Source organism: Phycisphaeraceae bacterium, from assembly GCA_019636555.1.
Classification (GTDB): domain Bacteria; phylum Planctomycetota; class Phycisphaerae; order Phycisphaerales; family UBA1924; genus JAFEBO01.
Map to the genome: position 1 here is coordinate 1,860,445 of JAHBXH010000001.1, position 14,156 is coordinate 1,874,600.

General features: G+C 61.2%; 14 protein-coding genes and 1 tRNA gene. 8 read left to right on the top strand and 7 right to left on the bottom strand.

Annotation, left to right across the window (positions count from 1 at the left end):
- Positions 1–3: 3 nt before the first annotated feature.
- Positions 4–2,271: a M48 family metallopeptidase gene (locus tag KF691_07755; GenBank protein ID MBX3389336.1), complete on the bottom strand. Its 2,268-nt coding sequence runs from the start codon at positions 2,269–2,271 to the stop codon at positions 4–6.
- A 71-nt stretch (positions 2,272–2,342) separates the two neighbouring features.
- Between KF691_07755 and KF691_07760 the strand changes: the two genes are divergently transcribed.
- The 5 genes from KF691_07760 to KF691_07780 all read left to right on the top strand — a co-directional run bounded on the left by KF691_07760 (position 2,343) and on the right by KF691_07780 (position 5,472).
- Positions 2,343–3,251 carry a bifunctional 5,10-methylenetetrahydrofolate dehydrogenase/5,10-methenyltetrahydrofolate cyclohydrolase gene (locus tag KF691_07760; GenBank protein MBX3389337.1) on the top strand — a complete coding sequence of 303 codons (909 nt, stop codon included), beginning with the start codon at positions 2,343–2,345 and terminating at the stop codon, positions 3,249–3,251.
- 104 nt (positions 3,252–3,355) lie between these two features.
- On the top strand, positions 3,356–3,682 hold the full coding sequence (locus KF691_07765; protein ID MBX3389338.1) for a twin-arginine translocase TatA/TatE family subunit: 327 nt from the start codon (positions 3,356–3,358) through the stop codon (positions 3,680–3,682).
- A gap of 69 nt (positions 3,683–3,751) precedes the next feature.
- Positions 3,752–3,826, top strand: a tRNA-Met gene (locus KF691_07770).
- Positions 3,827–4,057: 231 nt separating this feature from the next.
- On the top strand, positions 4,058–4,387 hold the full coding sequence (locus KF691_07775) for an Hpt domain-containing protein (GenBank protein MBX3389339.1): 330 nt from the start codon (positions 4,058–4,060) through the stop codon (positions 4,385–4,387).
- Between the two features lie 116 nt (positions 4,388–4,503).
- Positions 4,504–5,472, top strand: coding sequence for a diguanylate cyclase (locus KF691_07780; protein ID MBX3389340.1), 969 nt, complete (start codon positions 4,504–4,506; stop codon positions 5,470–5,472).
- A gap of 10 nt (positions 5,473–5,482) precedes the next feature.
- Here KF691_07780 and KF691_07785 read toward each other — a convergent pair whose 3' ends face one another.
- Entirely contained in the window at positions 5,483–6,124 is a 642-nt protein-coding gene (locus tag KF691_07785; GenBank protein ID MBX3389341.1) for an acyloxyacyl hydrolase, read from the bottom strand.
- A 52-nt stretch (positions 6,125–6,176) separates the two neighbouring features.
- On the opposite strand from KF691_07785, the gene KF691_07790 reads away from it, so the two are divergent.
- Positions 6,177–6,413: a hypothetical protein gene (locus KF691_07790; GenBank protein ID MBX3389342.1), complete on the top strand. Its 237-nt coding sequence runs from the start codon at positions 6,177–6,179 to the stop codon at positions 6,411–6,413.
- Here the strand turns inward: KF691_07790 and KF691_07795 are convergent.
- The 4 genes from KF691_07795 to KF691_07810 form a co-directional block, all read right to left on the bottom strand.
- The gene (locus KF691_07795; GenBank protein MBX3389343.1) at positions 6,386–7,525 is read right to left on the bottom strand and encodes an aminopeptidase; all 1,140 of its coding nucleotides are present in this window, start codon (positions 7,523–7,525) and stop codon (positions 6,386–6,388) included. The two genes, KF691_07790 and KF691_07795, sit on opposite strands and share 28 nt — an antisense overlap.
- 39 nt (positions 7,526–7,564) lie before the next feature.
- Positions 7,565–9,253, bottom strand: coding sequence for a 2,3-bisphosphoglycerate-independent phosphoglycerate mutase (gene gpmI, locus KF691_07800; GenBank protein ID MBX3389344.1), 1,689 nt, complete (start codon positions 9,251–9,253; stop codon positions 7,565–7,567).
- Between the two features lie 69 nt (positions 9,254–9,322).
- The gene (locus tag KF691_07805) at positions 9,323–10,165 is read right to left on the bottom strand and encodes an FkbM family methyltransferase (GenBank protein ID MBX3389345.1); all 843 of its coding nucleotides are present in this window, start codon (positions 10,163–10,165) and stop codon (positions 9,323–9,325) included.
- Positions 10,166–10,205: 40 nt separating this feature from the next.
- Positions 10,206–10,691: a redoxin domain-containing protein gene (locus tag KF691_07810; GenBank protein MBX3389346.1), complete on the bottom strand. Its 486-nt coding sequence runs from the start codon at positions 10,689–10,691 to the stop codon at positions 10,206–10,208.
- 146 nt (positions 10,692–10,837) lie between these two features.
- Between KF691_07810 and KF691_07815 the strand changes: the two genes are divergently transcribed.
- Together KF691_07815 and KF691_07820 are read left to right on the top strand one after the other, a co-directional pair.
- Positions 10,838–11,803, top strand: coding sequence for a YggS family pyridoxal phosphate-dependent enzyme (locus tag KF691_07815; protein ID MBX3389347.1), 966 nt, complete (start codon positions 10,838–10,840; stop codon positions 11,801–11,803).
- A gap of 6 nt (positions 11,804–11,809) precedes the next feature.
- Entirely contained in the window at positions 11,810–13,066 is a 1,257-nt protein-coding gene (locus tag KF691_07820; GenBank protein MBX3389348.1) for a hypothetical protein, read from the top strand.
- Between the two features lie 14 nt (positions 13,067–13,080).
- On the opposite strand, the gene KF691_07825 is transcribed toward KF691_07820, so the two are convergent.
- On the bottom strand, positions 13,081–14,115 hold the full coding sequence (locus KF691_07825) for a tyrosine recombinase XerC (protein ID MBX3389349.1): 1,035 nt from the start codon (positions 14,113–14,115) through the stop codon (positions 13,081–13,083).
- Positions 14,116–14,156: the final 41 nt, after the last annotated feature.

The following is a 14,156-nucleotide window of genomic DNA, read 5'->3' on the forward strand; positions in this document are numbered from 1 at the left end:
ATGCTACCTCGATCGGGAACCGGTTTCGGCGCTCGCGCCTGCAGCCTTCGAAGCGGGCTGGTTCCGAAGGCCGGATTCGGTACGGGAAGCGAGCTCCACAAGTTCGGACATGATCCGGCGCTGCGTCTCGGTGAATTTCTGAATTCCATCTGATGCCGCCCCCATAATCTGGTTGTACTCGCGCCACGCGGGGGTCTTGCGGAAAATCAAACCGCCGAGATTGGTTTCGCCATCCGGGCCCGGGTAGGGCGACTTCACGCCGCCCAGATCCTGTCTCATTCCGATGACGCCGTCGCGAAGCAGATCCGTGATGGGCCGGAAGGATTCGCGAGCCTTCTCCTTCATTCTGGCATCGTCGAGATAGGGAATCAAAAGGATGGCGCGCTGGAAGTTCTCGCGGAGTTGTTTGACCTGCGAAAACGCGCGGCGCAGAGCGAAGTCGGCGTTCGCCAACTCCTTTGCACGGGCCAGCATCTTGGGTGCTCCGTCGATCCGTTTCTCGATTCCCGGAACCGCGAGCATTCGGAGATTTCCGGCAACCCGCGCCGCGGCGGCATCGAGCGCATCATCGAGCGGCGCCGAAGTCCGCGAAGCGATTTCGACGGCTTTGTCCTTTTCGCGCGACATGGCGCGAGAATCGGTGAACTTGAACTGAAATTCTTTCTTGATCGACGAGATTCCGAGTGAAAAGACGACCGGGGCTGTTTCGGTCTGGAGCAGGGTCTGATCTGACGCAAGGAATTCGTCGAGCGCGCTTGCCGCGGCGGGCCCGGCCTTGGCGAGTGTCTGGCGCGCCGCGCGGACTCTTTCCCAGCACGCCTTCGGATCGGACGGGGGCGTGATGGACTCCATCCCGAGCCAGAGCGGGCGCCAATCGGGAGGTTCGAAGCCGAGAAAATCCGGGACAGCCGCGGCACGCGATTCTTCTTCGTGCGAACCGAAAAGGTCCGCGGAACGCACGAACGTCGCAGAAAAGATGTATTCGCCGACCCGTTCTTTGAAGAACGCGTACGAAGCTTTCTTGCTGGCATCGCCGAAATTGGTGAACAGCGAGGTCGCCGGTTCGTCGAGTCGGAAGACACCCGGTTCTTTGAGGGATTCCATGGAGCGAATGCGTATTCCGGTCGCCGGGTGGGTGTCGAACCAACCGGTGTGCTTGTTCTCGCACGCTCGTTTCAAATCGGCCCGATCGTCCGGCGACAGCCGGCGAGCGGTTGAAGCAACCAGTGCCGGGAAGTCTTCGGGGAGCGTTCTGTTCTTCCATTGGTCGGCGATTTTGGCGTCGGCCTGGCGCACCGCTTCGATCAGTCCGAGCAGTCGTGGCCAAGTCTCGATTGCGGCTTTGCTCCCGACAAACCTGGCCTCGTGTGCATCGGCATCGAACTCCATGCGCCGGCCCATGATGCGGGAAACGCCGAAGCCAAGAAAGAACACAAACTTCAGAATCAGTCGTGCGATGCCGACGCAGATGAGCAGCACCACGCCGATGAATGCCAGCGACGCCGTGCCCGATTGTGTCAGGCCGTGGATGCTCGCATCAATCCCGCTTCGGTCGTACGCTGCCATTCCCATCCAGCGGCTCATCCGCCCGAGAATGGATGTCGCACGCATCCCTGCGCCCTGAGAAAAGTGTCCGAATTCGTGCGCGAGAATACCCGCGAACGACGTGGCGCTGAGGCCCGCGACAAGTGGAAGTCCGACGTGCAGCGCGAGGCGACGCCGGCCGAACAGCCCGAAGCCGCCTCCGAGCAGTTGCGCCGCGGCATTCGCTTCGCAATTGATGAATATTCGTTCGGGAATCGGCGCGCCCATCGTCTGGCACACCATCTCGACGAAGGCGAACAAACGCGGCTCTTCACGGGGGAACACTTCGATCCGATCCTCGTTGTCATCCGTTCCAAAGAGGAAGATCAGCGGGCGGAGCAGGAATGCGATCAGGACAATTCCGGCGACGCCGGGCAGGATGTAGAGCAAAAACATGAACGCCGCGCCGCGCCCGGTCGCTCGAGTGTGCAGCATTCCGGTGTCGTGGGTGAAATGCCAATAGACGGCCCAGCCGATCGCGCCGATCGCCGCGAAGTACAGCAGGGGCATCAAGGTCATGAATACGGCTGAGGCGAACAGCGCCAGTTGGTAGCCCGAGGTTCTTGCGATCGGGGCCCACCGGCCGGTAAACGCAGGCGCGAACATCAGGGCAGAGCCTTCCACATGGCCCGCACCCGATTCGAGCCGAGTCGGAACTTGTGAACGCAGCGACGTTTCCTCACCCATGGTCATGTATCTTGCCAAACCGGAGGCGTGTTGTAAAGCAGCCGGACTCGAAGTCCGGTTATCATCCGATCATGACCGCTCGCAAGGATGCAAAGCTCATCGACGGCAACGCACTCTCGGCGGAGGTGCGAAGCGGGCTCTCGGCGCGAGTCGCGTCAATGCGGGATCGGGGCAGGATCGTTCGCCTTGATGCCGTGCTCGCCGATTCGGGAGATTCGGCTGCGCGTGTCTACGCGGAGAATCAGGCAAAGACCTGCGCGGCGCTGGGGATCGAATACAAACTCCACCTGCTGCCCGCGAGCGCCACCTACGACGACATAGCGGGGCGCGTGCTGCTCCTGAACACCGAAGATTCCGTGCACGCGATCATGCTCCATCTTCCCTTGCCGGAGGGAATCGATCCGTATCGCGTTCAGCGATTGATCGCACCCGAAAAGGATGTTGAGGGAGTCAATCCAGCGAACATCGGAAACGTGGTGTACGGACGCTCAAGCCTCGCGCCCTGCACGGCTCTGGCGGTCATCAAAATGGTGGAGTCGGTGGTCGCCGACCCGCTCGTGCCCGCGGGATCGCAAGGGCCGCTGCTGCGGGGCAAGCGGGCGGTTGTTGTCGGCGCCAGCGATGTCGTCGGAAAGCCCATCGCTGTGCTTCTCATGAGGCAGGAGGCAACCGTGATCTCCTGCAATAAACACACGCACAACCTGCCCGAACTGACCCGCTCCGCCGACGTACTCATTGCTGCGGCGGGCGTGCCCGGCCTCATCCGGGCGGACATGGTCAAGCCTGAGGCCATTGTGATCGACGTTGGCGTCAATCGAGTCAAGAGCATCGACGGAAAGATGAAGACGGTGGGGGATGTGGACTTTGAGCCGGTCAAACACGTCGCGGGCTGGGTCAGTCCGGTTCCTGGCGGGGTTGGGCCCGTCACCGTTGCGATGCTGCTCCACAACGTGGTCATTTCGGCTGAAGTTTTTGCCTGACCGCGGCCCCTACCGGTCGATTGCTTTGTGCAGCCTTGGCCTCCGCGTGGAACTATGATTGAACCGGAGGGCAAGGCGGCCCGCTGGAAACCCCGAGGATTCCCATGACGGCACTTGCATTCATCAACGACTTCCTGAGCCCTTGGCATCTTTTTTTCCTGGCCATCATCGGGCTGCTCGTGTTCGGCAAGCGCCTCCCCGAAGTCGGACGTGGGCTTGGCCGAAGCATCGTGGAATTCAAAAAGGGCCTCAAGGGCATCGACGACGATATCGAAGATCAGGCGTCGCGTCCAAAGAGCAGAGATCCGTATGTCGAGGGTGGCTATCGAGCCCCGATTGAATCCGGTCAGCAGACCGCTCGCCCCGCCGATCGTCCGCGTGCGGCCGAACATGCCGCTCCCCGCGAGCGCATGGCCGATGATCCGCAGTAAGTTTCGAGAGCCGGACCGACTCCTCACAAGATGAACGCGGTCTGTGAGATGGCTACGATCAGCTCGATCGCCGAGGTAGCTCAGCTGGTTTAGAGCGCTGGATTCATAACCCGGAGGTCGGCGGTTCGAGTCCGCCCCTCGGCATTTCAGAATTCGAAGACGCAGGATATTGGCTCGTTGGCGCCGGATCGCCGCAGCACGATAATCCTTTGTGGCGTCAAGTTTCCCATCATTCCCAGATTTGCTTGTTTTGGGTGGCCGTGGGCGCCCGCCGTCCGCTAACCGTCCGGGACTTGTGGACATTCTTTCAGAGATAACCAGACACGGTCAAAGCCGTGGCCGTTCCGGTCGATGCTCCGCGATCGGGAGGCACAAATGAGCGCAGGAAAGCAGGCCGAACCACTTCGGAGCCGCTTTGCGGGTGACGCCGAAATGGTCGAATTGGTTGAGGAATTCGTTCAGGAACTGCCCAGACGAGCGGACGCGCTCCGGGGGCTGCTCAGGGCGTCGCAGTTCGACGAGCTTCGTCGCGCGGCTCATCAGCTGAAAGGGGCAGCCGGCGGCTATGGCTTCCCCACGATCAGCGATTCCGCCGCTGGTGTCGAGCGGACGCTGCATTCCGGCGTCGATACCGCACAGATTGCCGTACTGCAGCGCCAGGTCGATGAACTTATCGACCTCTGCGGGCGGGCCGTTGCGGCGTGACTCTGGTTCCGGAATTTCCCTGAACGCGCCCCATTGAACAGTCGAAAAACCAAACGTGGTGACGGTGTCTCCCGACATCGCTCCCGCCATGTCAGAGCCACGCCCTCGGGGGACGGATGACCACCGGTTCGGAAACTTCTGTTGCAGTTCGGCCGCGTGTACTCGTCATTGACGACTCGCCGGACGTGCACCGTCTCCTCAAGGCCCGCCTCAAGCAGGAGGAGATCGAAATCGTTTCCGCCGAGAGCGGCGAGTCCGGGCTCGAATCGCTCAAGGCCCAGCGGCCGGATCTGATTCTGCTGGATCTTGATATGCCGACCATGGATGGGTTCGAGGTGCTGCGAGCGATTAAGGACAACGCCGAAACGGTTCACATTCCGGTCATCGTGCTGTCCGGTCTCGACAACGCCGGGGACAAGGTGGCCGCGTTCGATCTCGGCGCTCATGACTACGTCATCAAGCCGTTTGAATTCACGGAACTTCGGGTTCGAATCCGTGCCGCGTTGAGGCTGAATTTTCTTCTCAAAATGCTGGCGCAGCGAGCGCAGATCGACGGATTGACCGGCCTCTGGAACCGCGCGTATTTCGATCGGCGCGTGCAGGACGAGGTCGCCCGCGTTCAGCGTCACGACGGAGCGCTCTCGATCGCGTTCTTCGACGCGGATCATTTCAAATCAATCAACGACACGTTCGGACACCCCGCGGGCGATGCCGTGCTCCAGGGGCTTGGACAGATCATCCAGCGTGATTCGCGCCAGTCCGACATCGCCTGCCGCTACGGAGGCGAGGAATTCGTATTGATCATGCCGGCGACCGGTCCCGCCGATGCGCTCGCGTTCTGCGATCGGATGCGCCAGAACATCGAAGCGGTGGTCTGGCCCCGCCACCCCGAACGCCGGATCACGGTTTCGATCGGTGTGGCCGGCGCGTTGACGCCGATCGGTGTGGGTGCGGCGGCGTGGGTTGATGCCGCCGACAAGTGCCTTTACACCGCGAAAAAATCGGGGAGGAACCGCGTCATTCTGACCGATCTGGCGTCGGACACGGCAAAGTCGGCTCCCGAAAAACTTCGCAAGGCGGGTTGAGCTGCGTTCCTCAGTTCAGTGGGAACATCAGGCCCACAAATCCCATCACGCCATCGCTCGATGGATTGTTCGAATCGCCGTTGATTCGGGCGTTCGACACGTGATACCAGCGCACCCCCGCTTGGAGTCGAGGACCTCCCGGCGAGAGCTCGTAGGTGAATCCGCCGCCCGCCCGCGGCATGAAATCGAAGCTCGTGCCTCCTGTCGGCACTTCGCCGCTCGCGCCAAGCAATCCAACACCTGCTTCGACAAAGAGCGACCAGGTTCGTTTGTTGACGAAGTGCCAGCGAAAAGCCAGCGTGCCGCTTCCGCCCCATTGGTCCTCGCCCGGCTGATTGAAGTACCAAAGGCCCGCCTCAAGCGAAAACTCGACGTCGTTGACCAGGAAGTAGTTCCACGCGACGTAGGCGTTCGAGTTGGTGGAATTTCCATTGTCGGTGGAGGCGTACGCGACACCTCCGCCGACCGTGATCAAAGAGTTTCCCGCGGTTCCAAACGGCATCGGACCCGCTTTGACCGGTTCGTCCTTCTCGAGCGCCCGTGCGGTGGCGTTCGTCATGTTGAAAGGAGTCGGTGCGATGTCGAGCGCGTAGTCTTGCGCGCGAGCGATACCGGAGAACACGCACAAGGCAACGATGAACTGGATCCGCATGATGGGCAAGCGTACCAATGCCGGAGCCGCTCCGCCTTCCAAGAATGACAGAATGAATGGCTCCGACGCATCCGATCAGTGCCGGGAGGAGATTCGACGACTTCAGGAATCGATCGCCTTCCTCGAACGCCGGTTGGACGAATACGCATCGGTCGCCGACGACTTGTCGACTCGACTTTCGCAGACGCACAAGCGAGTCGCGGCCCTCGAGGCCGGCGCAACGCAGTTCAGTGCACGACTCGAGAAACTGAGCGAGAGCGATCAGTCCGGCGCCGGCCAGTCCGAGTGAGCAAACCGCCCGTTTCGGTGGAACACTTCTCGGTCGGCCGCGATCGTCCCGCCGCCACGCAGGTCGCAGACCATGTCCCAGTGCAGCCCGCTCTCGTTGGAGCTGCCACTCTCCGGGTATCCCGCGCCGACCGCGGCATGGAAAGTGCCCCCGATTTTCTCGTCGAAGAGTGTGTTCTTGGTGAACTCTCGAATCGAATAATTCGTGCCGATCGCGATTTCGCCCATGACGCGGGCGCCGGCGTCCTGATCGAGCATTTTGATGAGATAGTCTTCGCCCTTCTTGGCGCTGGCGTTTATGACCCGCCCGCCTTTGAACTCCAGACGCACCCCCTCGACCTCTTTTCCGTGGTAAACCGCCGGAAACGTGTAATTCACGTGTCCGTCGACACCCTGAGGCCCAGCGAAAACCTCACCGTCCGGGAAATTCTCCTTCCCGTCGCAGTTGATCCATGTTGACTTGGAAACGTCCACGCGCAGGTCGGTCCCGTCGTGTTCGCCGGAAACCGGAGGTGCCTGAAAGTGGACTTGCTCTTTCCCACGCAAGTAATCGACAACGCGCTGCTGGCGCTCGCTGATCTTCTTCCACTCCGCTGCAGGATCGGGGAGATGGAGGAGCCCGGCTCGAAAGACAAAGTCTTCGTATTCCGACAGGCTCATTTCAGCATCCTGTGCGAATGCATTGGTGGGAAAAAGCGTGCCGACCCAGCGAAGCTCGCGCTTGCCGGCCCGCTCGAGAAAGCGCTTCATGAAAGGCTTGCGCGCCGCCTGCTTCATTGCCAGCCGTTCAGACGGGTAACGCGAAAGCGACTTTGTGTTGGATTCCGCCCAGAATGCGATTTCAACGTCGATTCTTTCCACCCGCTGCATATCCAACGGACTCAGGAATCGGATCTGTTCGTCCGTCCCGTGCTCGAGCAGCAGTTCCGCGATTCGCTCGCTCTGAGGGACATAAAACGGATTGCCGCCGGCTCTCAAGACCGCCACAAAGACCGCCTCGATCCCCGGCCAGGCGATCGGATCACCCCGGATCGCGACAAGGTCGCCCTCTTTGACGCGCGTGGAATAGTTGACAAGAACATCAGCGAGCTTGTGCAGTCTCGGGTCGCTCATGCAGCAAGCGTACCGGCGAGACACGCTTCGGTGGCGAGCTTACTTCAGGAGAGAGCGGCCGGTCATTTCCGGCGGCTGTGGCAACCCCATGATCTCGAGCGCGGTCGGCATGATATCGGCGAGCCGACCTCGGGCGGCGCGCACGTCTGGTTTGAACCAGCCCGAGGCGTTCTGGTCTCCTCGAAGAGCCCGGCCCTTCAATCGCTCGTCTACCAAGATCAGGGGGACGTCGTACGTGGTATGCGCCGTGTGCGGCGCATTCGTTTCCGGGTCGAACATCTGCTCGCTGTTGCCGTGATCGGCGGTCACGATGAGAGAGCCGCCATGCTTGAGCGTCGCTTCCACGATCTCGCCGACGCACCCGTCCACCGTCTCACATGCCTTGATCGCCGCGGACAAGCTGCCGGTGTGTCCGACCATGTCCGCATTGGCAAAGTTCACGACGATGAACCGTTCGCAGTTATCTGCCGCGAGCCGCCGAAGCACCGCGTCGCACACTTCGCGCGCGGACATATCGGGCTTCATGTCGTAGGTCTTGACCTTCGGGCTCGGCGGGTTTTCTCGCACTTCGCCGGGAAACGGCTCCTCGCGATAGTCATTGAAGAAGAACGTCACGTGCGGATACTTCTCGGTCTCGGCGCAGCGGAATTGTCCCATCGGGTCCGAGCCGCCCGCCTTGTTCGAAATCCACTCTCCCGCGATGTTTGACATGCGAGGCGGCTTTGGAAACGCAACGCCCGAAACATGAGGCGTGAGCGCCTGCCAGTAGTCCGTCATCGTGATGTAAAACAAATCGAGCTTCTTGCCTCGATCGAAGCCTGCCTTGCCGCTGTCGGGGGATGGCTTGACGGCACTCCATTTTTCTTCCGGGAACACGAACGCCGCCGAAAGTTCGCGCGGGCGGTCGCCGCGATAGTTGTAGAAGATCACCGCGTCGCTGTCTTTGATGCGTGAGGCGTTGACCTGCGCCGGATCTCCGATCGCGGTGGGGGTCACGAATTCGTCGCCCTTGAGCGTTTCGCCCGACGGGTTGTCGTAGTAGCGCTGAATCGCCGAAATCGCATCGGGCGCGGTCGCAAGAGTGCCGCGTCCGGTGAGGCAATCGAACGCGAGCTTGACACGCTCCCAGCGATGGTCGCGGTCCATCGCGTAGTACCGGCCCATCACGCTCGCGATCCGGCCGACTCCGATTTCGCGGCACTTGTTTTCCACGCTCCGGGCAAATTCCAATCCGGTAAACGGGCCGGTATCTCTGCCGTCGGTGAAGAGATGCACAAAGACCCGTGAGCCCGAGACTCCGATCTTCTTGCAAGCCTTCAGTATTGCGAAGAGGTGCTCCAGCAGACCGTGGACACCCGCATCGGAGTTGATGCCGAGCAGGTGCAGCGACGATCCTCGCGATTCGGCGTGCTCGATCGCGGCCTTGATCGCCGGATTGACGTGCAGGCCGGACTCGCAGGCGCGCGTCATCACGAGTGATTCCTGCGGCACGATTCGCCCGGCGCCGATGTTCTGGTGGCCGACTTCGCTGTTCCCCATCGTGCCCGGCGGCAGGCCGACGTCTTCGCCGCTGGTCTTGATGAGCGTCCACGGATATTCGCGCATCAGGCGATCGGCAACGGGAGTCTTCGCGAGCTGGACGGCGTTGAACGAATCGTGTTCAGGGTGAGGATTCATTCCCCAGCCGTCACGGATGATGAGAACAAGGGGAGAGTACTTCGGCGCCATGAGCGAGGGTACGGAGGCTGCAGAGACCGGTTCTTCGTGGCGCACCGCGCCCTTGCAATCAGCAAACGGTCACCAGCCGAAAACGGACATCCGGGCGAAGCGCTCCAGAAGCGATTTCTCGTCATTGTGGATGTAGACAAGATTGACTTCGGCCCAACCCGCAAACGTATATGGCTGAGAGGACATGTACTCCCGGATTGGCGAAGTCTTTGCTTCGACTTCATCTTCGAGCAGGAGCACGCGGGGGCGGAACTTTGAAAGCGAAAAACCCTTGAGCGCGTCGACCTCGCCGCCTTCGAGGTCGAGCGCGACGAAATCGATCGGCCCGGGGTGGTCTTGCAGCAATGCGTCGAGTGCTGTGAACGGAACGGACACGTTGACGACGGGCATGTCCGCCGGTAGCTTGGGCATGAGCGTGTCGGTTGTATCCATTCGTCGAGAGAGCATCCCGCCGTACCCGTCCTCTGTCGTGGCGAATGAGATGTCGGCCGGCCCCCCGGGCGCGCCGATCGCCGCGTGCACCACGCGGGAGTGGGGCCGTTGTTGGCGGCACTCTTCCGCGCGCTTCGGAATGGCCTCGACCAGCAGGCCGTTCCAGCCGAGCTGCTCGAACGCGAACGAGACGGAAAAATCCACGCCGTTGAACGCTCCGGCCTCGATGAAAAAACCCTCCTGCTTCCCCTCGAAAAGCTCGTACAGCATGCAGTCTTCGCCGAACTGCGCTCGGAATTCGACAAGTCCTCGCGGGGGCTTTCCGGTCGCGCGGCAGCGTTCCATCGCGCTCGCCATGTACGCGTGGCGCCGGGTGTTCATGAGCAACCAATGAATCTTGCGAATGTGGAATTTCGTCATTTCCAGTTCGTTGCGGATCGCCTGCACAGACGGCAAATCCATCGACATCCACTGGCTCACGTTCGCGCTCCCTTCCGCATCTTTCGATTTGGCGGCTGCGTTACTTGCTTAATGACGCGAGCACGTCTTCGAAATTCATGGCCTTGCCCGGCTCGCGACTCTGGGTCCACTTCACTGTGCCTTTGCCATCCGCGGATTGCGCGATGACCACCGTCCCTCGTTGCGATACATTCAGGTCTTTCCAAAAAAGCCCGTATTGCGTGCACACGTTGCGGTGCATGTCGGCGAGAAGGGTTTGCTTGAGCCCAAGCTGCTTGGCCCACTCCGCGAGCACGGCGAAGCTGTCGCACGACACGCCGACAACCTGGGCCCCCTGAGCCGACCACTTCGCGATCTCGTCGCTGACACACTTCATTTCGGTGGAGCAAACGCTGGTAAACGCCAAGGGATAAAAGCAGAGGACGACGTCTCCTTGTTTGACGTGCTCGGCCAGATTCCAGTCGTTCCGGTTCTGGTCTTTCAGGGTGAAATCAGGGGCGATCTCGCCCACGCCGATGGTTTTCTCTCGAATTGGCTGATCGCTCATTCCGCCTCCCTTGCTTCCTGCCGGGGTCGAACCAATCTCCATGGAACTGCGCTCGACTCGGGCGCGATATGCTACGCGAAAGCGGCGGAGCCGCCGGATTCCCCCATCGCGAATCCGAAAGCACGGACCGAAGGCAGGAGGCCAAGATGCCCAAGACCAAGCAAGCCACCCACCCGAAGAGTTCTTCGCGCACGGTTTCTTCGAGTGCAGCCAAGAACGATCCGCGGGCGAATAAGATTCGACCCGTCGCCGTTTCCGCTGCATCACCCGTGAAGCCCCTTCCAAAAACACTTGCCGAGCGGTACGAATTGGTGAAGTCGCGGGTGGACTCTGCCGCCAAGCGTTCTGGCAGAAGCCTGAGCGACATCCTTGTTGTCGCGGTGACCAAGCACGCGATGCCCGATCAAGTGCGGGAGATACTTTCGCTTGGGCATCGCGACTTGGGCGAGAACCGGGTGCAGCACCTGATCCAGCAGGCCGCGATGGCGGATGAATTCCAGGCGCGGCTGCGCGCCCTTCCCAGCATGCGCCGCGCGGCGGTGCCGGGCGGATCGCTCCTCGGCGCGGGCCGTTCTCCCGGGGACTCCGCGGAATCTTCGGTCCGCTGGCACATGATCGGCCATCTGCAGCGCAACAAAGCGAAGAAGGTGATCGATCTCGTTCGCCTCACGCATTCGGTCGATTCACTTCGAATTGCGGAAGAGCTTCAGAACATCGCTCTGAGGAAAGACCGAGTGATCGAAGTGCTCATCCAGGTCAATTGTTCGGGCGAAGAGCAGAAATTCGGCTGCCCGATTCCCGCGGCGATTCCTCTCGCGGAACAAATCGGCACGATGATCAACGTTCGCGTTCGCGGCCTGATGACGATGGCGGCCCATTCCCCGCGGCCGGAGGATTCGCGAGCGACCTTTGCTCGCTGCCGCGAACTTTTCGATGAACTCCGGGCCAGCGGGGTTGTTGAAGGCCCTGTGAACATCCTTTCGATGGGAATGACCGGCGACTTTGAGGTCGCTATTGAAGAGGGTGCGAACTGCGTTCGCATCGGCTCGGCGCTGTTCGGTGAGCCTCCCGCTGGAGCTTCCGACATCGATGAAGAGTCGGACGAGGAATAAGCGAACATGATTCGTTGCATTTTCACAGCGGCGGTTCTCGGCATCGGGGCGCAGTACACGGCTTCGCAATCTCCACCCGTGGCACCTGCGGACGATGTTCCGTTTGCCAAAACCGTGCAGGTGTACCGATCGGGTCCGATCGCCGAGAACGTGCAGGTGCGTGTTCGGGACGATCGAGGGCGCGAGCGGCGTTCCGACGTGCTTGTAAAAATCGATGCTTCGGAGACTTCAGAAAACGGACCGCTCAAAGCAAGAGTCGAACTGGGCGATCTTGCGATCAGCCTGGAAGGGCACAAGATGCTGGCGACGCACCGGCTCGAGAAAAACCGGTACGCCGAGTTCACGCTCTCCGATGGCCCTCTTCTTGAATCGCTCACGACGGTCATGCCCGCACTCGTGTTGCCCCAGCTCGCGCTGGCGGATCCCGGGACGGATCGACTCGAGGATCTCGGGGTATTGCCCGGCCGCACCGCCGTTGTGTGGCAACCCGGCGCCGTCGATCGACCGACGGGGAAGATGATGTACGCCGGAACAGCCGGTGACACCACATTCCGGTTGCTCGTCGATCGGAATTCCGGTCGGATTTCCTCTTTGCAGGTCGCCTCGGCTTCCGGCCCGATTCGAAACATTGACCTCACGGCTCGATCACTTCCCGCTGGCGATTCCCAAACGTGGCCGATTGAAATCGTGGGACGTCAGCGGGTCGATGCCCTGGCGGATCTCATCGCCGAAGCCGATCAGGTTCGTGTCGGAGAACGGTTCCCGGCAACGATGACGCTGATGTCGACCGGCCTCTCTCCGTGGACGGAGGTGAAAGACAACCTGATATCCGTGCTCATCTTTGTGCCGACCGATCCGTCCGGACTCGAAGACTACGACTCGCAAGTCCGGGACGAGGTCATGAGAAGGCTTCAGCGCGAAACTCGGATCGCGGCGCAGCTGGTTCGAAAGCTCGAAGCCGGTTCGAAAGATCGCTGGATCGCCAGGAGTGTCGCGATCATTCCGCCGGATGCGGTGCGTCTTTCGATCACATCGATCCTGCTCAGCCTGCTCAATCCGACGGACAGCGCAGTGCTCAGCATCCCGGACAACATGCCGCTCATCGCGGTCGGACAAGTGTTCGACTACGACTCGATCATCGGCGGGGGAACCGGCGGCGCTGTCGTGCTGGACAAGGACCGGATTGTTCGCGCGATCATTACAGTGGGTGAAGTTGAACCCACGGAAAAAAAGATCCGTGAAGCGCTGGACGCTCTGAAGTAATATCGTCTCTGCGGTCAGCTCGCCTGCGCTCTTGGATGAGAGCGGTTGTAGGCATCCTGCATCCGCTGCGCCGTGAGATGCGTGTACACCTGCGTCGTGCTGAGCGACTGGTGGCCGAGCAGCTCCTGCACGCTGCGCAGGTCGGCGCCGTTGTCGAGCAGATGCGTCGCGAAGCTGTGGCGGAGCGTGTGCGGGCTGATCGTCGGATCAAGACCGACCTGCTTGAGGTATTTGTCGAGCTTACGACGGACCGAGCGGCTGCTCAGCCTGCCGCCGTGCTTGTTGACAAAGAGCGGCCGGGTCTTGCGATCCTGGCTCCAGCAGTTCGCGAATCGCGCGTCGCTTCGGAGAAGCTCCGCGTATCGGTTGATCGCGCCGATGGCGTGGCTTCCGAGCGGGACGATGCGTTCTTTCTTGCCCTTGCCCCGGACGTGCAGGGCTTCGCCCGCGATGTCGAGGTCTTCGATTTCGAGGCCGATGAGCTCGCTGACTCGAAGCCCGGTCGAGTACAGAGTCTCGAGCATCGCGCGATCGCGACGGCCGAGCACGTCGTTGTCATCGGGGGCCGCGAGAAGTTTCTCCACTTGCTCGATCGAGATCGCTTTCGGCAGACGCTTGCCTTGGCGCGGCGTGCGGATCAGCGTCATCGGATTGCCCGAGGCGACGCCGCGCCGATCGGCCCACTTGTAAAACGAGCGGAGGGTGGCGATCTTTCGCGCCATGGTCGCAGCGGAATACTGGCTGTCGCCGAGGTGCGCAAGGAAGCCTCGGATCACGTCAGCGGACGCCTGACACACGGCTTCGGTCAGGCTCGTCGGTTGGAAGTCGGCGCCGGAAACAGCCGGACGCTGTCCCGAGCGTGCCTGCTCGGTCACTTTCGCTGTGGCGTTCTTTTCCTGCTCGTCGGAAGCCTTGATCGAGAATTCCTTGGTCAGATACTCGAGATACTGACGCAGGTCGGCACCATAGCAGCGCGCCGTGTAGGGACTGAAATGGCGCTCTTCGCCCAGGTAGCTCGTGAACATTTGAATGATCGGAAGTGTGGACATCGGCAACTCTCCGGGCCGGACCCGGGTCAAATGACCCGGAT

Coding starts and splice junctions, on each gene's coding strand:
- KF691_07755 (MBX3389336.1), bottom strand. CDS start 2,271: ATGGGTGAGGAAACGTCGCTGCGTTCACAAGTTCCGACTCGGCTCGAA.
- KF691_07760 (MBX3389337.1), top strand. CDS start 2,343: ATGACCGCTCGCAAGGATGCAAAGCTCATCGACGGCAACGCACTCTCG.
- KF691_07765 (MBX3389338.1), top strand. CDS start 3,356: ATGACGGCACTTGCATTCATCAACGACTTCCTGAGCCCTTGGCATCTT.
- KF691_07775 (MBX3389339.1), top strand. CDS start 4,058: ATGAGCGCAGGAAAGCAGGCCGAACCACTTCGGAGCCGCTTTGCGGGT.
- KF691_07780 (MBX3389340.1), top strand. CDS start 4,504: ATGACCACCGGTTCGGAAACTTCTGTTGCAGTTCGGCCGCGTGTACTC.
- KF691_07785 (MBX3389341.1), bottom strand. CDS start 6,124: ATGCGGATCCAGTTCATCGTTGCCTTGTGCGTGTTCTCCGGTATCGCT.
- KF691_07790 (MBX3389342.1), top strand. CDS start 6,177: ATGAATGGCTCCGACGCATCCGATCAGTGCCGGGAGGAGATTCGACGA.
- KF691_07795 (MBX3389343.1), bottom strand. CDS start 7,525: ATGAGCGACCCGAGACTGCACAAGCTCGCTGATGTTCTTGTCAACTAT.
- gpmI (MBX3389344.1), bottom strand. CDS start 9,253: ATGGCGCCGAAGTACTCTCCCCTTGTTCTCATCATCCGTGACGGCTGG.
- KF691_07810 (MBX3389346.1), bottom strand. CDS start 10,691: ATGAGCGATCAGCCAATTCGAGAGAAAACCATCGGCGTGGGCGAGATC.
- KF691_07815 (MBX3389347.1), top strand. CDS start 10,838: ATGCCCAAGACCAAGCAAGCCACCCACCCGAAGAGTTCTTCGCGCACG.
- KF691_07820 (MBX3389348.1), top strand. CDS start 11,810: ATGATTCGTTGCATTTTCACAGCGGCGGTTCTCGGCATCGGGGCGCAG.
- KF691_07825 (MBX3389349.1), bottom strand. CDS start 14,115: ATGTCCACACTTCCGATCATTCAAATGTTCACGAGCTACCTGGGCGAA.